Genomic DNA, 24046 nt, shown 5'->3' with positions numbered 1-24046 from the left:
GTGATTCCCGCCAGACGTTACAGAACGGCGGTGGTCAGGCGTGCAGTGCAACACAGCCGCCCCTGGCTGTCGCTGATATCAATCTGCCACACCTGGTGACGGCGGCCAACATGCAGCGCCCGGCACACCCCGCGGACTTCCCCTTCCCGGGCTGAACGAACATGGTTAGCATTGACCTCCAGCCCCACCACCTGCTGCTCCCCTTCGGTACACAGCCACCCGGCCACCGAACCAAGGGTTTCAGCCAGTACCACGGATGCCCCACCGTGTAGCAAACCAAATGGCTGACGGGTGCGGTGATCAACCGGCATGGTGGCTTCCAGGGTGTCATCCCCGAGGTGGACATAGCGGATCCCCAGATACGCCACCATATTGCCCTGACTGTTTTCGTTTAATGCCGCCAGGGTGGCGGCTCGTCGCCAAATCATGACATCATCTCCAAAATGGCCTGTAACGGATGGCGGACACCATTGCCCTCAATACGTTTCACCTGGCTACGGCAGGAATAACCTGTCGCCAGGCAGCGGTTACGGGGCAACTGGGCAATGGCCTGGTGCCAGGAAAGCGCATAAATGCCCAGTGAATTGGCGTGATTTTTTACTTCATGGCCATAGGTCCCCGCCATGCCGCAACAGCCGACATTCACATTCTCCAACCGGGCGCCAACCCGGGCAAAAATCTGCTGCCACTGGCCCGGTGCCCCGGGCAGTGCGGTTACCTCAGTACAGTGCCCAAACAGATACCAGGCCTCACCGCCCACCGGCGGTGCCTCAACCGCGCTCAGCGCCTGGGGTAGCCATTCATGCACCAGCTGGACCGTAAAATCACCGCGCGCCTCCCCCAGCGCGTGCCGGTATTCATCCCGGTAGCACAGCACCAGGGCCGGATCGACCCCCACCATCGGCATCCCCAGCCGGGCAACCCGGTTGAGCAAATCCGCCGTTTTACGCGCCGTGCGGGCAAAGCGGGTTAAAAAGCCTTTAATATGCTGGGCTTTACCGTTGGGCGAAAACGGCAGCAATACCGGGCGGTAACCCAGCTTGTCCACCAGACGCACAAAGTCCGCCACCACTTGCGCATCGTAATAACTGGTGAAGGGGTCCTGAACAATCAGGACGGTCTGGCTTTTTTGCTCATCGCTGAGGGCTTCCAGATCGTCAAGCGTCATATTGGCGCTGCGGTGCCCCACCAGCTGCTGTTGCAGAGAGGGGGTGGACAGCAGCGGCAAATCCACCATGCCAATATGCCGGGCAGACAAACGGCGCACCAGCGGCTGGCTTAAAAAGAAGTTAAAGGTCCTGGGTGCCCGGGCCATCAGGGGCGCATAGTTTTCCACGCTGGCCACCAGATGGTCGCGCAGCGGGCGCAGGTAACGGGTGTGATAGAGCTGCAAAAAGCGCGAGCGAAATTCCGGTACGTCTATCTTGATAGGGCACTGGGTGGAACAGGCTTTACATGCCAGGCAGCCGGACATCGCCTCTTTCACCTCGTGGGAGAAATCATACTCTCCTTTGCGGGCGTGCCAGCTATTGCGGGTGCGCTCAATCAGGGCGCGCAGGCTGGCGCGCTGCTCCGGCAGGGCCTGCTCCAGGTGCAGCGGGTCCACCCCGCGATCTGACAACAGCCGCAGCCACTCCCGCACCAGGGTCGCCCGGCCTTTGGGGGAGTGAATACGGTTCGCGGAGATCTTCATCGACGGGCACATCGGGCTTTTCACATCGAAGTTAAAACAGAGCCCGTTGCCGTTACACTCCATGGCCCCGCGCCAGGAGGTACGCACCGCCAGCGGGATCTGGCGGTCAAAGGTACCGCGCTTCACGGCGTCCACTTGCATCATCGGCGCGTCCCCATCGGCGGGGGCACAGATTTTCCCCGGATTAAGCCGATTGTCCGGGTCAAAGGCGGCTTTGATCAGCCGCAGTTCGTGGTACAGCACCTCACCAAAAAAGGCCGGGCTGTATTCGGCCCGGAACCCTTTACCGTGCTCACCCCACAGCAGGCCGCCGTATTTCGCGGTCAGCGCGACCACCTCATCCGAGATCTGCTTCATCAGCCGTTCCTGATGGATGTCGGTCATATCCAGCGCCGGGCGCACGTGCAGTACCCCGGCGTCCACGTGGCCGAACATCCCATAGTTCAGGCCGTGGCTGTCCAGCAGCGCGCGAAATTCGGTAATGTAGTCCGCCAGGTGTTCCGGCGGCACGCAGGTATCCTCCACGAACGGGATCGGTTTGGCCTGCCCTTTGGCATTCCCCAGCAGCCCCACCGCCTTTTTACGCATTCCGTAGATACGCTCAATGCCGGCCAGTTCCCGGCATACCTGCCAGCCAATCACGCCCCCCTGCTGGCGGTCCATCAGCCCGTCCAGCTGCTGGCACAGGGCGTCTACCTGGCTATCAATGGCGGCTTCATCGTCACCGGCGAACTCAACAATATTCAGCCCGAGCATCATGTTGTCCGGCACGTCGGTGATCAGTTCCTGCACCGAATGCCAGACAATATCTTCCCGGGCCAGATTGAGCACTGTTGAATCCACAGTCTCCACCGAGAGCGCTTTGGCCTGCACCATAAACGGCGCATTGCGCAGTGCGGAGTCAAACGAGTCATATTTAATATTCACCAGCCGCCGCACCTTTGGTAGCGGGGTGATATCGAGCTGGGCCTCGGTAATAAACGCCAGGGTCCCTTCCGAGCCGGTCAGAATACGGGTTAAATCAAACTGGCTGAGATCGTCATTAAACACATGGCGCAGATCATAACCGGTCAGGAAGCGGTTCAGTGCCGGGAAGCCGTCGAGGATCAGCTGGCGCTGTTGGCGGCAGCGCTCCAGCACCGTGCGATAAGTACGCCCGATGCGGGTATCGTTGCGGGCAATCTCTTGTGCCAGGGCGGTAGGCATTGGCCGGGTATCGAGGATATCCCCCCCGAGCAAAATGGCGCGCACCCCCATGACGTGATCGGAGGTTTTGCCATACACCAAAGAGCCCTGGCCGGACGCGTCGGTATTGATCATCCCGCCAAGGGTGGCGCGGTTACTGGTCGACAGTTCCGGGGCGAAGAAGTAGCCAAACGGCTTAAGATACTGGTTTAGCTGGTCCTTAATGACCCCGGCCTCCACCCGTACCCAGCCCTGTTGCGGGTTAATTTCCAGAATACGGTTCATATGGCGGGACATATCCACCACGATCCCGCGGTTCAGGGACTGGCCATTAGTGCCGGTGCCGCCCCCCCGGGGGGTAAAGGTGGTGGACTGGAAGCGTTCTTCCTCCGCCACCCGGGCAATCAGCGCCACATCGGCGGTTGAGCGGGGGAAAATCACCGCATCAGGGAGCAACTGATAGATACTGTTGTCCGTGGCCGCCGTCAGCCGATCGGCATAGTTGGTGGCGATATCGCCGGTAAATCCATGTTGCTCAAGTGCTTTCAAATAATCGAGCACCAGCTGTAACAGGCCTGGCGCCTGAGAAATTAATGGGATCATGTGCAGTTGACCCTTATACCATGCTGTCAGAGTAATGTTGTGAGTTATCGTTTGCGTCGCGCGTTACTGGTTGTATCACATTTTTATAGGGCCTGCCTGCTCATATCAGCGCTTCCCCCACCCCATAATGCAAAATGCCAGCCCAGGGGCTGGCATTGGTCACGGCAAGGCAGATCAAGAGCTGACCAGTGCCCGCTTATCGATAACCCGACAGGCTTTCCCCTCGGAACGGGGGATCGAGCCGCAGTTGACGATGGTGACATCGGTGCTGATCCCTACCATCGATTTGATGCGGTGGCGCAGGTGGTGGCAAACCTGGCAACGCTCCTCATGGGAGAGGGCCAGGCTGCTCTCTTTAAGCTCAACTTTTACCGCCAGGCAGTCGAGGTGCCCGTCGCGGTTCACCTCCAGCTGGTAATGCGGCGATAAATGCTCGTTTTTACAGATCTCTTCTTCCAACTGGGACGGGAAGACGTTAACCCCGCGAATGATCAGCATATCGTCAGAGCGGCCGGTAATGTGATCCATACGCCGCATGGTGCGGGCGGTGCCCGGCAGCAGGCGGGTCAAATCCCGGGTGCGGTAGCGGATCACCGGCAGCGCTTCTTTGGTCAGCGTGGTAAACAGCAGCTCGCCGTATTCGCCGTCTTCCAGCACATCGCCGCTGTTCGGGTTAACAATCTCCGGGTAGAAGTGATCTTCCCAGATGGTGGGGCCGTCGGCGGTTTCCAGGCACTCCATGGCCACGCCGGGGCCCATCACCTCTGACAGCCCATAAATATCCAGCGCCCGAATGCCGAGGCGGCGTTCAATTTCCGTGCGCATGGCGGCCGTCCAGGGCTCGGCACCGAACACGCCCACCCGCAGCGAACACTGGCTGGCATCCCCGCCCATCTGGCGTTCCAGCTCTTCTATCAGGTTCAGGCAATACGATGGCGTCACCATTATCATGTCCGGGCGAAAATCACGGATCAACTGGGCCTGTTTTTCGGTCTGGCCGCCGGACATCGGGATCACGGTCGCCCCAAGGCGTTCCGCCCCATAATGGGCGCCCAGCCCGCCGGTAAACAGCCCGTAGCCATAGGCCACGTGGATCTTGTCTTTCGGGGTTCCCCCGGCGGCACGCAGGGAGCGGGCGACAATATTGGCCCAGGTATCAATATCATTCTGGGTATAACCCACCACGGTGGGCTTACCGGTGGTGCCGGATGAGGCGTGAATACGCACCACCTGCTCCATCGGTACCGCAAAGGTATCAAACGGGTAGTTATCCCGCAGATCCTGTTTTGTGGTGCAGGGGAACCGGCGAATATCGCGCAATTCGTTAAAGTCATCCGGGTGTACCCCGGCGGCGTCAAATTTGCGCCGGTACATCGGCACATTGTCATACGCGTGTTTGAGGGTCCATTTCATCCGGGCGGTTTGCAGGGCCCGCAGTTCATCCAGCGATGCGGTTTCGATTGGCTCCAGAGCTGTCTTTATTGTCATTGTAAGGTACTCGCAGGTTATTTAGCTCACACTCGTTCCAGGATCATGGCAATGCCCTGACCCACACCAATGCACATGGTGCACAAGGCATACCGGCCATTACGGCGGTGTAATTCATGGGTAGCCGCCAGCGCCAAACGGGCACCGCTCATGCCCAGCGGGTGGCCAAGCGCAATCGCGCCCCCGTTAGGGTTTACGTGGCTGGCATCATCCGCCAGCCCCAGCTGGCGCAGCACCCCCAGCGCCTGGGCAGCAAACGCCTCATTTAATTCAATCACGTCCATATCGTTGATACTTAACCCGGCCAGTTCGAGCACTTTGCGGGTGGCGGGGACCGGCCCCAGGCCCATTAAGCGCGGCTCAACCCCGGCGGTGGCCATGGCCACAATGCGGCTTTGCGGGGTCAGACCATAGCGTGCAACCGCCTCGCCGCTGGCCACCAGCAGGGCGGCGGCACCGTCATTCACCCCGGAGGCATTACCCGCTGTCACCACCCCGCCACTGGCGCCATCGTCCGCCCGGAAAGGCGCCTTCAGCCCGGCCAGCTGCGCCAGTGTCGTCTCCGGGCGCGGGTGTTCATCCTCGCGCACCACGGTGACACAGCCTTTACGGCCGGGTACCGATACCGGCACGATTTGCTGCGCCAAAATGCCTTGCTGGCGGGCCTGTTCAGCCCGCTGCTGGCTGCGCAGAGCAAAACGGTCCTGATCGTCCCGGCTTATATTTAACAGTTTTGCTACATTCTCTGCGGTTTCCGGCATGCTGTCTGTTCCGAAGTGCTGTTGCATGATCGGATTCACAAAACGCCAGCCGATGGTGGTATCAAACAACTCGGCCTGGCGCTGGAACGGGCTGGCCGCTTTGCCCATTACAAAGGGGGCCCGGGACATGGACTCCACCCCACCGGCCACCATCAGCTGGGCTTCCCCGGCTTTGATAGCCCGGGCCGCCATCCCCAGGGCATCCAGCCCCGAGCCACACAGCCGGTTTACCGTGGTACCGGGCACCGACACCGGCAGGCCCGCCAGCAGTGCCGCCATACGCGCCACGTTGCGGTTATCTTCCCCGGCCTGGTTGGCGCAGCCCAGCAGCACATCATCAATACGCCCCCAGTCCAGTTGGGGGTAACGGGCGATCAGCTCCCGCAACGGGATGGCCGCCAGATCGTCGGCACGAATACCGGACAACGCGCCGCCGTAGCGGCCAATAGGGGTGCGGACGCCGCCACAAATGTAGGCCTGATTCTCGTTATGCTGCTGGCTCATATTTTCTCTCCGCTGAGGGTGGTGCCTAACCGGTGCGCACGGCCGCGAAACAGCGCGATACAGCGTCCTGTCTGGTTGGTTATCTCAATGTCATACACGCCGGTGGTCTTCCCCTGGGAGCGCACCACCGCCCGGGCGGTGAGCTGCTCCCCGGCGGTGGCCGGGCGCAGGAAATCAATGCTGCACCCGGAGGCAACCGCCGCCAGCCCCTGGCTATTACAGGCGTAGGCAAAGGCCGTGTCCGCCAGGGAGAACAGCTGGCCACCGTGGCAGGTCTGGTGGCCGTTGAGCATATCGTCACGCACCACCATGGTGACCGTGGCGCTTCCCTCCCCCATTTCCTGGAGCTCTATCCCCAGGGCGCGGGCGCAGTTGTCCCGCTGATACATCAGCCGGGCGTTATCCCAGGGATTATTGTTCATAGTGCTTCTCCATCAGGGCGCGTTCGCGCAGTAGCGAACTCGGCCGGTAGCGCTCTTCCCCATAGTGCTTTTGCAGGTTTTCCAGCACGGTCAGCACCCGCTGCCATCCCAGGGACTCGCCCCAGGCCAGCGGGCCGTGGGGATAATTCACCCCGAGGCGCATCGCCACATCAATATCGTCGGCACTGGCAACCCCTTTCTGCACCGCGTCCAGGGCTTCATTCACCAGCATGGCGACCGTGCGCCAGGCCAGCAGGCCGGGGTAATCCGCCACCAGCAGCACCTGTTTATCCTGTTGCTGGAAAAAATGGATCGCTTTGGCGGTCTGGTCCGGGCGGTTGGTGGCCGCCGCCGCCATCACCACCAGCGGGGTATTGACATAGTCGTCGGCCAGATCCAGCACCACCACCGGGCGGTTATAACGGCGCGCAAGCTGCTGGGCGCTTTCACCATTGGTGGCCATCACCAGCACCTCATCCAGTTCAAGGAACGGGACATCGGCCACCAGATCGCTCTGGCTCAGGTGAGCGGTTAACCGGGCCATGCCGTTGAGCCACATTCCCGGCCCGCCCTGGCGTTGCAGGCTGGCGGCGGCCTCCTGGGGCAGTGCCCGCACCACCGGCAGTTCATCGTGCTGCCGGGGCCAGCGGTACACCCCCTGCTGGCTTTTACGGCCCCATTTACCGGCCAGCACCAGTTCTTGCTGCACCAGGGAGGGCAGAAAACGGCGCTCCTGCCAAAAGGCGTTGAACACCGAGCAGGTCACCGCAAAGTTAACGTCCTGGCCAATCAAATCCGTCAGCTCCAGTGGCCCCATCGGGAAGCGGGCGCCATCGCGTAGTGCCGCATCAATCACCGCCGCCGGGGCAACCTGTTCTTCCAGCGCTCGCCAGGCTTCGGCGTAATAAGGCCGGGCAACCCGGTTAACGATAAACCCCGGGGTGGACTGGCAGCGCACCGCCGTTTTCCCCCAGCGCCCGGCCAGCTGGCACAGGCTCTCGATGGTCTGGCTGTCGCTGTCCAGCCCTTTTACCACTTCCACCAGCTTCATCACCGGGGCGGGGTTAAAGAAGTGCAGCCCGGCAATACGCCCCGGATGGGCGATACCGCTGGCAATGGCCGTGACAGAAATGGACGAGGTGTTGGTGGTCAGCAGCGTCTGCGGGGCGCAGATCTCCGCCAGGGCCCGGAACAACTGTTGTTTGACCTCCAGTTTTTCCGCCGCCGCTTCGATGACGATATCGGCATCCGCCAGATCGGTCAGCTGGTCTGCGGCGTGCAGCCGCCCGAGGGTAGCCTGGTACGCTTCTGGCGTCAGTCGGCCTTTGTCCACCCGGCCCTGTAAGCTGCGGGCAATGCTCTCCAGCCCGCGGGCCGTGGCCGCCGGGGAGATATCATAAAGCTGTACCGGATGGCCGGCGCTGGCCGCCAGTTGCGCGATACCGGCCCCCATGGTGCCGCTGCCGATTACCGCAATCCGGGTATGTTCACTGATCTGCATGTTATTTCCCCTGGAACTGCGGTTGACGTTTGGCGAGGAAGGCGGCCACCCCTTCCCGGTAATCAGCGCTGCGCCCGGCCAGGCGCTGGTAGTCACGCTCCAGATCGAGCTGCTGATCAAGGGTGTTATGCTCCGCCGCCAGCAGCGCCTGTTTAATCAAGCCAAGGCCATAGGTCGGCTGGGTCGCAAACTGCCGGGCCAGGGCGATACTGGTGTCCTGGAGATTGGCATCCTCCGCCAGTTGCCAAATCATCCCCCACTCCGCGGCCTGGGCGGCGCTGATTTTGCCGCCGGTCAGGGCCAGCCCCAGCGCCCGGGCCCGCCCGGCAACCCGGGGCAGCAACCAGGTGCCGCCGCAGTCCGGTATCAGGCCCAGCTTACTGAACGCCATGACAAAACTGGCGGAGCGGGCGGCGATCACGATATCGCACCCCAGCGCCAGGGTGGCCCCGGCACCGGCCGCCACGCCATTCACGGCGGCAATTACCGGTTTTGGTAAGCGCGCCAGGCGGCGCACCAGCGGGTTGTAGAACGTCTCCACCGAGTAGCCGAGGTCCGGGGCATCGCCGGTGGGATCAACATGACGATCATTAAGATCCTGCCCGGCACAGAAGCCGCGCCCGGCGCCGGTGATAAGCAAACAGCGGATGCTGTCATCGCGCTCGGCCTGGGTCAGGCAGTGGGCCAGCTGCTGATGCATGGCATCGTTAAAGCTATTGAGACGCTCAGGACGGTTTAACGTCAGGGTCATCACCCCCTGCTGGACATCACAAAGAATCAGGTTTTCCATACTTAGCGTCCTGTAAAAGTCGGCGGGCGTTTTTCCAGGAAAGCAGCAATGCCTTCCCGGCGATCATCAGTGGCGGCCAGCAGCGTAAACAGCGTGCGTTCCTGTTTTAACCCCTGGGTAACGCCGCTCTCCTGGCTGTAGCGCAGGGCCTGTTTCGCCGCCTGCAGCGCCAGCGGCGCATGGCCCGCAATCCGGGCCGCCAGGGTACGGGCGTATTCCAGCGTCAGCCCCGCGGGGTGCACCTCAGCCACCAATCCGGCCTGTAAGGCCCGCTGGGCAGAGATAGCGTCACCGCTCAGCACCATCCGGTACGCCAGCGCTTTACCCACAGTACGGATCAAGCGCTGGGTGCCCCCGGCCCCCGGCATCAGCCCGAGGGTGATTTCCGGCAAACCAAAGCTGGCGTTATCACCGGCGATCACCAGATCGCACAGCAGGACCAGCTCACAGCCCGCCCCCAGGGCATAGCCATTAACCGCAGCAATCAGCGGTTTAGGGAAACTGTCGATCCGCTGCCAGATGGCCGGGCGCGGATCATTGAGTGTTTCTGCCAGCCCGCGGCTGGCCATTTCCCGTAAATCGGCACCGGCGGCAAAAAAGCGCGGCTGGCCGGTGATGATCACCGCCCCGATACCCGGGTCCCCGGCGGCGGCGTCCAGCGCATCCGCCAGCGCCGTCAGCAGCCGGTTATCCAGCGCGTTGCGGGCCTCCGGACGGTGTAATGTCAGGGTCAGGACCCGGCCCTGTTGTTCAGTAATCAATGCGCTCATCGTTGCCCCTAGACATCAAAATCCAGTACCACGCCATCGCCTTTCGGCAGAGCCTGGCAGCTCAGCACGTATCCGGCGGCGATCTGCTCCGGCTCCAGGCTGTAGTTCAGCCCCATTTCTACCTCGCCTTTCAGCACCCGGCATTTACAGGTGGCGCACACCCCGCCTTTACAGGCGTAAGGCAGCTCACTCCCCTGGCGCAATGCGGCATCGAGAATGCTGTCGTCTTCGGCGCTGAGGGTGATCAGCCGGTCACGGCCATCCTGGCGCAGGGTGACCGTGCGCCCTACCGCCTGGGTACTGGTGCGCTGGCGTACCGGGGTACCGGCAGTGGCAAAATGCTCCATAAAGATGCGCTCAGCCGGCACCCCCAGCCCGGTGAGGGTGTCCCGGGCCTCTTCCATCATGGTGTGTGGGCCACAAATAAAGGTGCGGTCAAACCCCGGGAAGTCCAGCAACTGGCGCCCCAGATCCCGCAGCTTCTCGCCATCAGGGCGGCCGCTGAGCAGCTCGCTGTCCTGGGCCTGCTGGCTAAACAGATAGACCAGTTGCAGGCGCTGACCATAGCGGTCTTTCAGATCCGCCAGCCCCTGGCGGAACATCATGCTGTCGCTGGTGCGGTTGCCGTAGATCAGGGTGAAGAAGCTCTCGCTTTCGGTTGCCAGGGTGGTGGCGATAATCGCCAGCATCGGGGTGATGCCGGAGCCCACCGCCACCGCCAGGTAATGACCGTGGTTTTCCGGGCGGGGCTGGTAGCCAAACTGCCCCTGGGGCACCATGACATCCAGCGCCATGCCCGGTTGCAGATCCGCCACCGCGTAGCGGGAAAAACGCCCGCCTTCAATGGCTTTGACCGCCACGGCGATTTCGCCAGGGGCAGACGGACGGCAAATGGAGTAGCAGCGGCGTAACTCTTCACCGCCAACCCGGGCGCGCAGCGTCAGGTGCTGGCCCGGTACAAACTGGTATTCAGATGCTAAATCGGCGGGTACCGCAAAGGTAATCGCTACCGCGTCCCGGGTTTCCGGCTCAATTTTTGCCACTTTCAGGGTGTGAAACGTTGTCATGGCAACCTCAAATACACTTGAAATAGTCGAAAGGCTCACGGCAGCTGTTACAGCGATACAGCGCCTTACAGGCCGTGGAGCCAAATTCACTGATAAGCCCAGTGTGCGGGCTACCGCAGCGCGGGCAGCAGACCTGCTCCGGGAGCATGGCGTGACAGCTGTGCCCCTGAGGGGGGCTAATGCCGTACTCCCGCAGGCGGGTCCGGGCATCGGCAGTCATCCAGTCCGTGGTCCAGGCCGGGTGCAGCTGGATATCCACCTGTACCGGGGCAAACCCCTGCTCTGACAGGGTCTGCCGGATGGCCGCAATCAGAAACTCAGTGGCAGGACAACCTGAATAGGTGGGCGTGAAACCAATGTGCCAGCCGTCGTCCTGCTGGCGCACACTGCGCACCATGCCAAGATCGGTGATGGTCAGGACCGGGATCTCCGGATCACTGATGGTGGCCAGGCTTTGCCAAATCTGGCGGATTGCCGGGGCAACCAGGGTGACCGGTTGCGCCTCACTGTTGCTATCAGGTGTCGCGTGCATACTGTCTGATCTCCGCCATTACCACTGTTGACCGGGGTAAACGCGCTGCAGGTACTGCATTTCTGCCAGTAACGGGCCAAGGTGTTCGGTGTGCAGCCCTTGCTTACCGCCGGTGCGATACGGGGCGCTGTCCGGCAGGACCAGGCCGGCATCGGCGATGCCCTGGCGCACTTCCTGCTGCCACTGGGCCTCAATATGTTGGGTGGCCGGGATAACGCCCTGGTCCACCAGCGCCTGCTCTTCGGGGGCGCTACTAAACATCTCACCGCTAAAGCGCCATAACCTGTCCAGCGCCTGCTGCATTTTCTGGTTCGACAGCGCCGTGCCGTTCCCCAGACGCACCAGCCAGCCGCGGCTAAACCGCAGGTGGTAGCGCACCTCTTTCACCGCTTTGGCGGCAATGGCGGCTAAACCGGGGTCGCTGCTCGCTACCAGCCCTTGATACAGCGGCAGGTGCCAGGCATCCATCAGGTACTGGCGCATCAGGGTGTCACTGAAGTCGCCATTCGGCTGCTCCACCAGCAGTAAGTTGGTGAATTGCCGCTCATCACGGCCATAGGCCAGGGCGTCTTCATCCAGGGCGCTGTCGGTCAGGCTGGCGGAATAGGCCAGCAGATTGCGCGCCTGGCCGAGTAAATCGAGGCCAATATTCGCCAGCGCCAGATCTATCTCCAGCTCCGGGGCAAAGCCGCACCAGGCACACAGGCGCTGGGACAGGACCAGGCTGTTATCGCCAAGGTGGCGGGTATAAAACGCCAGTGGGGTTAATGCAGTCACGGGAAACCTCACATGTGCTCAATGCCGTCGGGCAGGGTGTAAAAGGTCGGATGGCGGTAGATTTTGGTGTCTGCCGGGTCGAAAAATTCACCGCGATCTTCCGGCTGGGAGGCGGTTATCTCGCTGGCCTTCACCACCCAGATAGAGCAGCCTTCGCTGCGGCGGGTGTAGACATCCCGGGCATTTTCCAGCGCCATTTGTTCATCGGCGGCATGCAGGCTGCCCACATGGCGGTGGGATAAGCCCTGTTTGTTACGCACAAACACTTCATATAACGGCCAGTAAATTTTGCTCATGGTGTTCTCCTCACGCCGCGTCTGGCGCTGCTTGTTTTGCCGACCATGCCAGGGCGGCTTCCCGCACCCAGGCACCGGCTTCCCATGCCTGACGCTTCGCCGCCAGACGCTCTTCATTACAGATCCCCTGCCCGGCGATCACCTGGTTGAACTCCTGCCAGTCGATCTCGCCGAAGCGGTAATGACCGGTGGCCTCGTCAAACTGGAGCGCCGGGTCCGGTACTGTCATGCCCAGCAGTTCAACCTGCGGTACGGTGTTATCCACAAAGCGCTGGCGCAGCTCATCGTTAGAGTGCAGTTTGATTTTCCACGCCAGGCTGCGGGCGCTGTTCGGCGACTGGTCATCACTGGGGCCAAACATCATCAGCGCCGGCCACCAGAAGCGGTTGATGGCGTCCTGCAACATCTGGCGCTGGGCCTCGCTGCCGTTAGCCAGCACGGTGCAGGCTTCATATCCCTGACGCTGGTGGAAACTCTCTTCTTTGCAAATTTTCACCATCGCCCGGGCGTAAGGGCCGTAGGAGGTCCGGCACAGGGCCACCTGGTTAACAATGGCCGCGCCATCCACCAGCCAGCCAATCACCGGCACATCGGCCCAGGTCAGGGTGGGATAGTTGAAGATTGAGGAGTACTTCATCTGGTTATCGAGCATCTTCTGGTAGAGATCTTCCCGGGCGCAGCCCAGGGTCTCTGCCGCACTGTAGAGGTAGAGGCCGTGGCCGGCTTCATCCTGTACTTTCGCCAGCAGAATGGCTTTACGGCGCAGGCTCGGGGCGCGGGTCAGCCAGTTCCCTTCCGGCAACATACCAACCACTTCAGAGTGGGCATGCTGGCCAATCTGACGGATCAGGGTCTTGCGATAGGCATCCGGCATCCAGTCCTGGGGCTCAATAGCCGTATCACTGGCTATACGCTGGTCAAAGCGGCGTTGCTGTTCATCACTCACGACATCACCTTTTATGATTCCAGTTTTGCGAAAAATTAAAATAAAAGTGAATCACTTTATGAATTAAAAGTTACATCAATGTTAACCAATACAGCAAAGGCACCCCTGAACGTTTGTGAGGGAAATCACGATAAATTCTTATGAGTTGTATTAAATCAATGAGTTAATGACATTAAGGCGAGTTATCCGCATCACATTGTTAATAAATGATTAAATTTAATCTTGCATTTTGTGATTCAAAAATTAAACAATTAATCATTACAGCGAAGTGGTTAGCGGAGAAGAAAACAATGCAGATATTGCCCAGTTTGTTACAAGGCACCTGGCAGACCGGCCAGGGTGAAGGCCGGCTCATTCGGCACGCCATCAGCGGCGCCCCGCTGTGGGCGGTCACCAGCCAGGGTCTGGATATGGCGGCAGCCCGTCGCTACGCGGTGCAGCACGGCAGTACCGCCCTGAGTGCCATGACATTTGTCCAGCGCGCCGCCATGCTGAAAGCGCTGGCAAAACACCTGCTGGCGCAAAAAGAGAGCTTCTATGCGATTTCTGCCGAAACCGGTGCCACCCGGGCAGACAGCTGGGTCGATATCGAAGGGGGTATCGGCACCCTGTTCGCCTACGCCGGGCTGGGTAATCGCGAATTACCGGATGATGTCCTGTGGCCAGAAGATGAACTGATCCCGCTGTCAAAACAGGGGGAGTTTGCCGCCCGCCACGTGCTGACCGCTAAATCCGGCGTGGCGGTGCATATTAATGCGTTCAATTTCCCGTGCTGGGGAATGCTGGAAAAACTGGCCCCCACCTGGCTTGCGGGGATGGCCGCCATTGTCAAACCGGGCACCGCCAGTGCCCAGCTCACCCAGGCAATGGTTAAATCCATGGTCGACAGCGGCCTGCTGCCGGATGGCGCAATCAGCCTGATTTGCGGCGGCGCCGGGGATCTACTGGATAACCTTGATGAGCAAGATGTGGTGACCTTTACCGGGTCCGCCGCTACCGGCCAGAAACTCAAATGCCACCCTAACCTGGTGAAACGCTCGGTGCCCTTCACCATGGAGGCGGACTCGTTAAACTGCTGCGTGCTGGCGGAGGATGTGACCACCGACCAGCCGGAGTTCGCGCTGTTTATTCGCGAAGTGGCCCGGGAGATAACCGCTAAAGCGGGCCAAAAATGTACCGCAATCCGCCGGATCATGGTCCCGGCGGCCCGGGTCACCGACGTAGAACAGGCGCTGATCGCCAGACTGCGCAGTGTCGCAGTGGGCGATCCGGCCCAGGAAGGGATCAAAATGGGGGCGCTGATCAGCACGGAGCAGCGGGACGATGTGCAGCAGAAAGTCAACGCGCTGGTGGATGCCGGTTGCCAGGTGCTGCTGGGGGGCAAGGCGGATAGCAACCAGCCCGGCGCCTTCTTCCCGGTGACCCTGCTCTGGTGCCCGCAGCCGGACGAAACCCCGGCGGTACATGCCCTGGAGGCGTTTGGCCCGGTGGCCACCCTGATGCCTTATCGCGATCACGATCACGCCATGGCGCTGGCAAGAGCCGGGGAAGGTAGCCTGGTGGCCACTCTGGTCACCGCCAGTGAAGCAACCGCCCGGCACTTTATTGTCGGGGCCGCCCGGGCCCACGGCCGGGTGCAGATTCTTAACCAGGCCTCTGGCGCAGAATCCACCGGCCACGGTTCACCGCTGCCGTTACTGGTGCACGGCGGGCCAGGCCGGGCCGGGGGTGGCGAGGAACTGGGCGGCCTGCGCGCCATCAAGCACTATATGCAGCGCACCGCGATTCAGGGCAGCCCGTCGATGCTGGCCGCCATCAGCCAGCAATGGGTACGCGGCGCCCGGGTTAACGAGGATGTTGTCCACCCGTTCCGCAAATATTTTGAAACCCTCAACACCGGGGATAGCCTGCTCACCCGGCGCAGAACCATTACCGAAGCGGACATTGTCAACTTCGCCGCCCTGAGCGGTGACCACTTCTATGCCCATACCGACGTGATCGGCGCTGCCGATTCGCTGTTCGGCGAGCGCGTTGCCCACGGCTATTTTGTGGTCTCTGCCGCCGCCGGGCTGTTTGTGGATGCCGGGGTCGGCCCGGTGATTGCCAACTACGGTATGGAAAACCTGCGCTTTATTGAACCGGTGAAGATTGGCGATACCATCCAGGTCCGCCTGACCTGCAAACGTAAAACCGCCAAGGTACAAAAAAGTCCTGAGGACCGCCCGGTCGGCGTGGTGGAGTGGGATGTGGGCATCATTAACCAGCACCAGCAAACGGTGGCGCTCTACTCGATCCTCACCCTGGTGGCCCGCCAGCACGGTGATTTCCCGGCTCACTGATCGGGAACGCTTAGCGGCACAGCAGCAAACCGGGGCCTGCCCCGGTTTTTTTGTGGCCAGTGACCGCGCCAGATCGCGGTTTTATCCGGATGGCACAGTGGACAAACGACCTGGCAGAGCCAGACAAACCGTTCCCTGTTCCCGGTTGCTATGGTGAAACCATAGCTGAACACCCATAACAACAATGTTTCCGGCAGAGGTTAATGATGGCAATGACGCGTTTATTTTCCCCCCGTAAAACCGCACTGGCCCTGGCCATGGCGCTGATATCCACCGCCTGGCAGCCCGGGGCACAGGCCCACGGCGGCGAGGCCCATATGGTACCGATGGCCAAAACCCTGGCGGATTTTGGCGCTGACGTTCAGTGGGACAGTTACGCCGGGATGTACACCATCAGCAAAGATGGCGCTTATGTGAAGGTCAAACCGAATGCCACCACCGCCATGGTGAATGGTAAGCCGCTGAAGCTGCAGGTGCCGGTGGTGATGAAACATAACCAGGCCTGGATTGGCGATGGGTTTATTAATGAGGTCTTCCAGTCTGGCCTTGACCAGACCTTCCAGGTGGAGAAGAAACCGCATCCGCTCAACGCCCTTACCGCTCAGGAAATTGCCGAGGCGGTAGCAACCGTGAAATCGGCGCCGGATTTTAAACCCGCCATGCGTTTTACCGAGATCTCCCTGCGCGAGCCGCCAAAAGATCAAGTATGGAATTTTGTTATTGGCGGCCAGCCGGTGAGCGCCCCGCGCCAGGCCCGCGTGACAATGCTGGACGGCATCCACGTGGTGGAAAGTGTTGTCGACCTGCAAAACAAGAAAGTGCTCTCCTGGACACCCCGGAAAGACGCCCAGGGGATGGTGCTGATCGATGACTTCGCCAGCGTACAGGAGATTATCAATAACAGCGCCGAGTTCGCGGCGGCCCTGAAAAAACACGGGATAACCGATACCAAAAAAGTGATAACCACCCCGCTGACAGTCGGCTATTTTGACGGAAAAGACGGCCTGAGCCAGGATCAGCGCCTGCTGAAAGTGGTCAGCTATCTGGATACCGGTGACGGCAACTACTGGGCGCACCCGATTGAGAACCTGGTGGCGGTGGTCGACCTGGAACAGAAGAAAATCATCAAGATAGAAGAAGGTGCCGTGGTACCGGTGCCGATGGCGCCGCGCCCTTATGATGGCCGTGACCGCACGGCCCCGGCGATCAAACCGCTGCAAATTATTGAGCCGGAAGGGAAAAACTACACTATTACCGGTGACATGATCCACTGGGGAAACTGGGACTTTCACCTGCGGCTGGACTCCCGGGTCGGGCCGATTCTCTCTACCGTGACCTGGAACGACAATGGCACCAAACGCAAAATCATGTATGAAGGCTCCCTCGGCGGTATGATTGTGCCTTACGGTGACCCGGATGTTGGCTGGTACTTCAAAGCCTATCTGGACTCCGGCGACTACGGGATGGGGACCCTGACCTCACCTATCGCCCGGGGGACCGACGCGCCGCAGAATGCGGTGCTGCTGGATGAAACCATTGCCGACTACACCGGTAAGCCCACCACTATTCCCCGGGCAATTGCTATTTTTGAGCGCTATGCCGGGCCGGAATTTAAACACCAGGAAATGGGCCAGCCGAATGTCAGCACCGAACGCCGTGAACTGGTGGTGCGCTGGATAAGCACGGTAGGCAACTATGACTATATCTTTGACTGGATCTTCCACGATAACGGCGCCATCGGTATTGATGCCGGGGCCACCGGTATCGAAGCGGTGAAAGGCGTCAATGCCAAAACCATGCACGATCCCAGCGCCAAAGACGACACCCGTTACGGTACGCTAATCGACCATAATATTGTCGGCACCACCCACCAGCATATTTATAACTTCCGCCTCGATTTAGACGTCGACGGGGAGAATAACAGCCTGGTGGCCATGGACCCGGTCGTCAAACCCAACACCGCTGGCGGCCCGCGCACCAGCACCATGCAGATCAACCAGTATGATATTAACACCGAGCAAGAGGCGGCCAGTAAGTTTGACCCGGGCACCATCCGGCTGCTGAGTAACCCCAATAAAGAAAACCGCATGGGTAACCCGGTTTCTTACCAAATTATCCCTTATGCCGGCGGAACCCATCCGGTGGCCAAAGGGGCCAACTTTGGCAAGGACGAGTGGATTTATCACCGCCTGAGTTTTATGGATAAACAACTGTGGGTGACCCGCTATAACCCGGATGAGCGTTACCCGGAAGGCAAGTACCCTAACCGTTCGGCGCACGATACCGGGCTGGGGGCATTCAGCAGCGATAACCAGTCCCTGGAAAACAGTGACAACGTGGTATGGATAACCACCGGGACCACCCATGTGGCCCGGGCCGAAGAGTGGCCGATTATGCCGACCGAGTGGGTACACGCCCTGCTAAAACCGTGGAACTTCTTTAACGAAACCCCGACCCTCAACCAGGCCGGGAAACCCGCAGCGCAGAAATAACCCGCCCGCCGCCATAAAAAAAGCCCCCGCCGGATGGCGGGGGCATGTTATTTATTGGCCGGTTAACTGTCGCTTTTCTTCTGGCTCAGGCCATACTCACGCAGTTTGTTAGCAATGGCGGTATGGGAGACGCCCAGCCGTTTTGCCAGCTTACGGGTACTGGGATATGAGCGGTACAACTGGGTGAGCACCGAGCTTTCAAAACGCCGGGTAATATCATCCAGGGAGCCTTCCATCGCATCTTCACTGACCGGCAACGTGGCGGTATCAAAATCCGGCAGCAGAATATCCTGGGGCCGCAGTTCATACCCTTCCAGTTGGGTCAGCGCCCGGTACAGGGTATTTTTCAGCTGGCGGACGTTCCCCGGCCAGCTATAGCGACCCAGCACACTCCCCAGCTCCGGGGACAGTTTCGGGCAAGGCACCCCTTGTTCATCGGCAAAGCGGGCCACAAACAGCTCGGTGAGCGGGATAATGTCCTGAGTACGCTCCCGCAGCGGCGGTAAATTGAGTGTCAGGACATTGAGGCGGTAGTACAGATCCTCCCGGAACTGCCCTTTTTGCACCAGCTCTATCAGGTTCTTCTGGGTCGCGCAGATCACCCGCACATCGACGTGTACCTCATGATCTTCCCCCACCCGGCGGAAGGTGCCGTCATTGAGGAAGCGCAGCAGTTTAGTCTGCATCCCCGGGGACATTTCGCCAATTTCATCCAGCAGTACCGAGCCACCGTTTGCCTGTTCAAAAAAGCCCTTTTTCCCTTCCCGGGCGTGGCCGAACAGCTCACTTTCCACGTCGTTCTCCGGGATCGACGCGCAGTTCAGGGCCAGGTAAGGCTTACGGGAGCGGGTGCTGGCCAGATGGCAGGCGTGGGCCAGCAGATCTTTACCGGTCCCGGTTTCACCGGTGATCAGCAAAGGAACATTGAGCAGCGCCAGCTTACGGGCCTGCTCCACTAACTGGTGCATTCGCGGGCTTACCGCCACCACCTGATCAAAGGCGCCGAGATCGCGCTCGCTCAGGTCCTGTAGCTGCTGGCCCATACGGGCGGTGGAACGCAACATCACTACTGCCCCGGCCAGCACGTTGCTGCTGTCTTCATCGGTCAGGTGAACCGGCGTTATCTCCATCAGGAAATTGTGGCTGTTAATCACCACGTGTTCGCTGTGGGGCAGTTCGTGGGCGCTCTCCAGCCAGCGGCTGAAATTGAAGCTGCCGATCAGCCCGGCGGCGCTGTGGTGGCGCAGCTTGTCACTGTCCATACCAAACAAGGCGCAGCTCGCCTGGTTCGCCAGCTCTACCCGGCCTTTCATATCAATAGAAAACACCGGTTCCGGCAGCGCCTGCAGCAGCGCACTTAACGCCCGGTGTTCACGTTCGGAAGGCATCCAGAGCACGGTGCGGACATCCGCAACGCCGGGAATGCGGCGGATCTCAGCCATCAGATTACTGAAAATACCAAAATCGAGGGAGGCAAAATTAAGATAAATTCGCCCAACAGGATCAATTTCAATCCCGCGCAGATCGATCCCCCGCAACACCAGGAGATCGAGTAATTCGCGGGTCAGACCAAGGCGGTCCTCACAGATGACTTCCAGACGCATGGCGGTGACCTTCACTTACAGAAAAGCAACATTTCGGAGGGGGAATGATACCCCACTTCCCGGCGCTTCAGAAGTGATCTGTCAACAATCATTGACAGTTTGCTGGGGAAATAGTCAGTTTGTTGACATATTTCCCCCCTGAGGTTAACGGTTCGCCACCCCTTTGCCTTTTTGCAGCGTCTCTTTTAACTGGCTCAGCAACTGGGTGCGAAAATCCCCCAGCCGCGGCTTGTCATCGTCCAGCCAGGGAAGCGGACGGCACAACTCCATGGCTTTGATCCCCAGGCGCGCGGTCAGCAAGCCTGCACCAATGCCCTGAGCCGCCCGGGCAGATATTTTCGCCGCCACGTCCTGGGACATCCAGTCCATTCCCACCTCGCGCACCAGCTCGCTGGCGCCGGCAAAAGCGATATTGAGCAATACCAGGCGGAATAGCCGGATGCGGCTGTAGTAGCCCAGTTCAATGCCATACAGGGTGGCAATGCGGTTAATCAGTCGCAGGTTGCGCCAGGCAATAAACGCCATGTCCACTAGCGCCAGCGGGCTGACGGCTATCATCAGGGTGGATTCAGCGGCAGAGCGGCCAATCTCCCGGCGGGCCTGGTTGTCCAGCACTGGCTGGACCAGCCGGGCGTATAGCTCGACCACTTCACGGTCGTTTTGAGTCTCATGAATCGCCGCATGCCAGCGCTGCAGCGCCGGGTGGCCCTGATCAAGACCGGCCTGGGCCGCCAGCTTTTCACACCACACCCTGCCCTGGCCAATGGTGTGGCTGCTCAGCAATTCGCGGCCGCGATCGCGCTCTTCGGCCCGCTGGCGCAGGCGCCATAACCGCCGCCACTCGGTGGCCACAGAGCCAACCCCGGCACCAATAATCAGCGCACCGGCGGCACAGCCCCCCATGGCGACCCAGTCCTGGGTTACCCAGGCGTGATGGGCCCACTGTATTCCCTGACCAACCACGCTCACCCCGAACACCGCCAGCCCGGCACCAACCATGCGCCGCCACAGGCTGCGTTTTGGTCGCAGGGCCCGTTCAATGACCACCTCGGCGCTGTCGTCGTCCCGTTCACTGAGCCCGGCCTGGGGGGCCGGTTCAAAAAGGGTATCGTCGCGGCTCAGATCCCGGGCGGGCTGGTAAGCCGGCGCGGTATCGACGTCCAGCGGCTGGGCGAAGTCGATACGGGGTTTTATCGGTTCGCTCATCGTAATTTATCTCCAAATAAAAATTCCATCGCGGCATCCATACGGATGTGGGGCAATGGCCTATCCACATCCATCACCCGGGGGCGGAAGGCCTCAAACTGAAACCCCTGGGCATCCCAGAAACTGCTGGCCGGCAACCGGCCGGGGACCTCACCGGGATAAAAAGTCATCGGCTCCCCGTCACTCAGCCGGTTACCGCGCAGGGCGGGGATTTTTTCACCGTTCACATCCACCAGGCCACTCTCGGTGGCCTGAATCGACGCCAGCCCCATACAGTCCATGGTGATACCTTCAAAGGCGGCATTCTGCCAGGCGTCCTGGACCAGTTGCTGAAGCAGTGAAACCATATTGGCATGTTGATCGAGGGTAATGTGATCGGCTTTGGTGGCGGCAAACAGCAGCTTATCAATCACCGGGGAGAATAACCGGCGAAAGAGCGTGCGCTGGCCGTAATGAAAACTTTGCATCAGCTGCGTCAGCGCCAGGCGCATATCGTTAAAGGCTTGTGGGCCGCTGTTAAGGGGCTGTAAGCAGTCAACCAGCACAATTTGCCGGTCGAAGCGTAAGAAATGGTCCCGGTAAAATCCTTTCACTACATGCTCGCAATACCAGCTAAACCTATCGCGCAGCATCCCGATGTTGCTGTGTTTATCTGCCCGGGCGAGTTTTGACTCGCCGGTGGCGTCAACGTCCGGCCAGGGGAAGAATTGCAGCACCGGGGCCCCCGCCAGTTCCCCCGGCAGCACAAAACGGCCCGGCTGAATAAAGTGCATGCCCTGCTGCTTGCAGGTGTGCAAATAATCGGCCCAGGCCTGAGCAATGGCCGCCAGGCGGTTTTCGTCCGCCGGGGCAAACGGGTCCAGCCCGGCGCTCAGCTCGCGCCATGTGGCGGACCATTCCCCCCGCTGGCCCTGTAATAGCCCGGTCATCTGCCGGGACCAGCTGATATAATCCTGGGCCAGCATCGGCAGGTCCAGCAGCCATTCCCCCGGGTAATCAACGATTTCCAGGTACAGGGTGGAGGTATCTTTAAAATGTCGCAGCAGCGAGTCTGATGAGCGATAACGCAGCGCGAGGCGCATTTCGCTCACCCCCCGGGTGGGGGTTGGCCAGGCAGGCGGGGTACCGAATAACTGGGCGATGCCTTCATCATAGGTAAAGCGCGGGATCCCCAAATCCCGCTGCGGGACGCGTTTCACCCCCAGCAGGCGTTCCTCCCGGGCCGCCGTCAGCAGCGGTAAACGGGCACCGCTGTGTACGTTTAACAGCTGATTAACCAGCGCGGTGATAAACGCGGTTTTGCCGCTGCGGCTCAGGCCGGTGACCGCCAAACGCAGATGCCGGTCCACCCCACGGTTTACCAGGCTCTGCAATTCATGCTTTATTCGCTTCATAACACTCCTGTGTCATTGTTATTCTTGCCCGAACAGGGGGAATTCACCGCCCCTGCGGGTCACCCGCGTTTAGCGAAACCGCCGGGCGATACGCTGCGCCAGCCGGCTCAGCAAAGGCTCCAGGGCCACGGTCAATGCCCATTTTAACGGGCGACGGGCCACTGATTTTACCGCCCATCCCGCCACACCGGCCGGGCCGTAGCGTAACGCGGTCAGTAACACCAGTTTCCCGGCCAGTTTCATGCCGCTCTGGAGTTTGTGCCCGGTACGCGGCGGTATTGTTGCAGACATAATGTTCCCTTATTTTCAGTCGGGATAAATACAGCCAGGCTTACAGCTGCCGAAAGCGGCTGCGCACGGTAAAAGCATCAGACGTGACGTAGCGCTCCATGGCGCGCAGTTTTTGTTCACTCTCTGCCAGCACAGCATCGACGGTTTTCATCCGTCCGTGGCAATCTTCAGATGCGCCGTCTACCAGCTCGTCCGGCATCGGATCCAGCGCAAACGTCAGGATGATGTAGGCGGCGATGGTAAAGAAAAACAGCCCAAACACCATGGATAAGATAACAATCAGCCGCACCAGTTTCACCGGCACATCCAGGTACTGGGCGATACCGGCACAGACCCCTTTCACCATGCCGCGCTGGGGCATACGCCACACTTTACGATCGCCGAGAATGTTCGCCATTATTGATTCCTCCAGCCCGGATGCCCGGCATCCAGAATTTGTTCCAGTGCATTAATGCGCTCGCGCATTTTTTGTGCTTCTTCGCTTAACTGCGCCAGCCGTGCCCGTTCATTCTGAGAAAGTTGAGATCCCCGTTCCGCCCGGTTGCTGTAATGCAGCCACAGCCAGATGGGGGCAACGAACAGCACAAAAATGGTTAACGGAACAGCCAGTAAAAGCGCGCTCATGTGTACTCCTTTGCATTAAAACTGCGGCGCAACCTGGCGCCGCAAACCTGTTATTCGCCGTCACTATCCATTTTGGCTTTCAGCGCGGCCAGTTGAGCACTGATTTCGTCATCGGCTTTCAGTTCAGCGAACTGCTGCTCCAGATTTTTCGGTTTGCCAAAGCTATGGCTTTCGGCTTCGGCTTCCATCTGGTCAATGCGGCGTTCAAAAGATTCAAAACGCGCCATCGCCTGATCCAGTTTACCGCTATCCAGCTGGCGACGAACATCCCGTGAAGAGGCCGCAGCCTGCTGGCGCAGTGCCAGGGCCTGCTGGCGGGCGCGGGTTTCGATCAGTTTGCTTTCCAGCTCGCCAATCTCTTTTTTCATCCGCTCCAGGGTTTCATCCACATTGGCGACTTCCGTTTCCAGTGACGCGATAAGATCAGTCATTTTCTGCTTTTCAATCAGCGCCGAGCGAGCCAGATCCTCTTTCTCTTTACGCAGGGCCAGTTCGGCTTTCTCTTGCCATTCGGCCTGCTGAAGCGCAGCCTGATCAATGCGCCGGGTTAACTGTTTCTTCTCTGCCAGCGCGCGCGCCGAGGTAGAACGTACTTCTACCAGTGTATCTTCCATTTCCTGAATCATCAGCCGTACCAGCTTCTGCGGATCTTCGGCTTTTTCCAGCAGCGAGTTGATGTTGGCATTCACGATGTCGGCAAAACGAGAAAAAATACCCATAACAATAATCCTCAATAAATAAGTTGGTGATGTGCGTCCTGC

General features: G+C 60.0%; 22 protein-coding genes. 2 read left to right on the top strand and 20 right to left on the bottom strand.

The window, feature by feature from the left end; all coding sequences use genetic code 11:
- Positions 1–17: 17 nt before the first annotated feature.
- The 13 genes from menI to paaA all read right to left on the bottom strand — a co-directional run bounded on the left by menI (position 18) and on the right by paaA (position 13335).
- Positions 18–428 carry a 1,4-dihydroxy-2-naphthoyl-CoA hydrolase gene (gene menI, locus F9C28_RS01490; protein ID WP_199013336.1) on the bottom strand — a complete coding sequence of 137 codons (411 nt, stop codon included), beginning with the start codon at positions 426–428 and terminating at the stop codon, positions 18–20.
- Positions 425–3481 carry a D-2-hydroxyglutarate dehydrogenase YdiJ gene (gene ydiJ, locus F9C28_RS01485; protein ID WP_199013335.1) on the bottom strand — a complete coding sequence of 1019 codons (3057 nt, stop codon included), beginning with the start codon at positions 3479–3481 and terminating at the stop codon, positions 425–427. The genes menI and ydiJ overlap by 4 nt, the downstream gene beginning before the upstream one ends.
- A 174-nt stretch (positions 3482–3655) precedes the next feature.
- Positions 3656–4969 carry a phenylacetate--CoA ligase PaaK gene (gene paaK, locus F9C28_RS01480; protein WP_199013334.1) on the bottom strand — a complete coding sequence of 438 codons (1314 nt, stop codon included), beginning with the start codon at positions 4967–4969 and terminating at the stop codon, positions 3656–3658.
- Positions 4970–4995: 26 nt separating this feature from the next.
- Positions 4996–6234 (bottom strand): 3-oxoadipyl-CoA thiolase, encoded by a 1239-nt coding sequence (gene pcaF / locus F9C28_RS01475; protein WP_199013333.1) that lies wholly within the window; start codon positions 6232–6234, stop codon positions 4996–4998.
- The gene (gene paaI, locus F9C28_RS01470; RefSeq protein WP_199013332.1) at positions 6231–6656 is read right to left on the bottom strand and encodes a hydroxyphenylacetyl-CoA thioesterase PaaI; all 426 of its coding nucleotides are present in this window, start codon (positions 6654–6656) and stop codon (positions 6231–6233) included. The genes pcaF and paaI overlap by 4 nt, the downstream gene beginning before the upstream one ends.
- Entirely contained in the window at positions 6646–8157 is a 1512-nt protein-coding gene (gene paaH / locus F9C28_RS01465; protein ID WP_199013331.1) for a 3-hydroxyacyl-CoA dehydrogenase PaaH, read from the bottom strand. The genes paaI and paaH overlap by 11 nt, the downstream gene beginning before the upstream one ends.
- A gap of 1 nt (position 8158) precedes the next feature.
- Entirely contained in the window at positions 8159–8947 is a 789-nt protein-coding gene (paaG, locus tag F9C28_RS01460) for a 2-(1,2-epoxy-1,2-dihydrophenyl)acetyl-CoA isomerase PaaG (RefSeq protein WP_199013330.1), read from the bottom strand.
- A 2-nt stretch (positions 8948–8949) separates the two neighbouring features.
- Positions 8950–9717 (bottom strand): 2,3-dehydroadipyl-CoA hydratase PaaF, encoded by a 768-nt coding sequence (gene paaF / locus F9C28_RS01455; protein WP_199013329.1) that lies wholly within the window; start codon positions 9715–9717, stop codon positions 8950–8952.
- An 8-nt stretch (positions 9718–9725) separates the two neighbouring features.
- Entirely contained in the window at positions 9726–10784 is a 1059-nt protein-coding gene (gene paaE / locus F9C28_RS01450) for a 1,2-phenylacetyl-CoA epoxidase subunit PaaE (protein ID WP_199013328.1), read from the bottom strand.
- Between the two features lie 7 nt (positions 10785–10791).
- Positions 10792–11316, bottom strand: a complete 525-nt coding sequence (gene paaD / locus F9C28_RS01445) for a 1,2-phenylacetyl-CoA epoxidase subunit PaaD (RefSeq protein WP_199013327.1) — start codon at positions 11314–11316, stop codon at positions 10792–10794.
- A gap of 18 nt (positions 11317–11334) precedes the next feature.
- Positions 11335–12093, bottom strand: coding sequence for a 1,2-phenylacetyl-CoA epoxidase subunit PaaC (gene paaC, locus F9C28_RS01440; protein ID WP_199013326.1), 759 nt, complete (start codon positions 12091–12093; stop codon positions 11335–11337).
- A gap of 8 nt (positions 12094–12101) precedes the next feature.
- Positions 12102–12389, bottom strand: a complete 288-nt coding sequence (gene paaB / locus F9C28_RS01435; RefSeq protein ID WP_199013325.1) for a 1,2-phenylacetyl-CoA epoxidase subunit PaaB — start codon at positions 12387–12389, stop codon at positions 12102–12104.
- A gap of 10 nt (positions 12390–12399) precedes the next feature.
- Positions 12400–13335, bottom strand: a complete 936-nt coding sequence (paaA, locus tag F9C28_RS01430; protein ID WP_199013324.1) for a 1,2-phenylacetyl-CoA epoxidase subunit PaaA — start codon at positions 13333–13335, stop codon at positions 12400–12402.
- Positions 13336–13625: 290 nt separating this feature from the next.
- On the opposite strand from paaA, the gene paaZ reads away from it, so the two are divergent.
- On the top strand, positions 13626–15674 hold the full coding sequence (paaZ, locus tag F9C28_RS01425) for a phenylacetic acid degradation bifunctional protein PaaZ (RefSeq protein ID WP_199013323.1): 2049 nt from the start codon (positions 13626–13628) through the stop codon (positions 15672–15674).
- 206 nt (positions 15675–15880) lie between these two features.
- Positions 15881–18166 (top strand): primary-amine oxidase, encoded by a 2286-nt coding sequence (gene tynA, locus F9C28_RS01420; RefSeq protein ID WP_199013470.1) that lies wholly within the window; start codon positions 15881–15883, stop codon positions 18164–18166.
- 62 nt (positions 18167–18228) lie between these two features.
- Here the strand turns inward: tynA and tyrR are convergent, their stop codons facing one another.
- The 7 genes from tyrR to pspA form a co-directional block, all read right to left on the bottom strand.
- On the bottom strand, positions 18229–19770 hold the full coding sequence (gene tyrR / locus F9C28_RS01415) for a transcriptional regulator TyrR (protein ID WP_199013322.1): 1542 nt from the start codon (positions 19768–19770) through the stop codon (positions 18229–18231).
- Between the two features lie 144 nt (positions 19771–19914).
- Entirely contained in the window at positions 19915–20976 is a 1062-nt protein-coding gene (locus F9C28_RS01410) for a TIGR01620 family protein (protein WP_199013321.1), read from the bottom strand.
- Positions 20973–22370, bottom strand: coding sequence for a YcjX family GTP-binding protein (locus F9C28_RS01405; RefSeq protein ID WP_199013320.1), 1398 nt, complete (start codon positions 22368–22370; stop codon positions 20973–20975). The genes F9C28_RS01410 and F9C28_RS01405 overlap by 4 nt, the downstream gene beginning before the upstream one ends.
- Before the next feature lie 69 nt (positions 22371–22439).
- Positions 22440–22661 carry a phage shock protein PspD gene (pspD, locus tag F9C28_RS01400; protein WP_199013319.1) on the bottom strand — a complete coding sequence of 74 codons (222 nt, stop codon included), beginning with the start codon at positions 22659–22661 and terminating at the stop codon, positions 22440–22442.
- 40 nt (positions 22662–22701) lie between these two features.
- Positions 22702–23058: an envelope stress response membrane protein PspC gene (pspC, locus tag F9C28_RS01395; protein WP_199013318.1), complete on the bottom strand. Its 357-nt coding sequence runs from the start codon at positions 23056–23058 to the stop codon at positions 22702–22704.
- A complete protein-coding gene (gene pspB / locus F9C28_RS01390; RefSeq protein ID WP_199013317.1) occupies positions 23058–23285 on the bottom strand; it encodes an envelope stress response membrane protein PspB in 228 nt (75 codons plus the stop codon). Before pspB ends, pspC begins: the two co-directional genes overlap by 1 nt.
- A gap of 50 nt (positions 23286–23335) precedes the next feature.
- On the bottom strand, positions 23336–24004 hold the full coding sequence (pspA, locus tag F9C28_RS01385; protein WP_199013316.1) for a phage shock protein PspA: 669 nt from the start codon (positions 24002–24004) through the stop codon (positions 23336–23338).
- Positions 24005–24046: the final 42 nt, after the last annotated feature.

It is taken from the genome of Shimwellia pseudoproteus, from assembly GCF_016415625.1.
Classification (GTDB): Bacteria; Pseudomonadota; Gammaproteobacteria; order Enterobacterales; family Enterobacteriaceae; genus Shimwellia; species Shimwellia pseudoproteus.
Note: the sequence above shows the minus strand (reverse complement) of the source record. Positions and strands in the feature narration are given on the sequence as shown.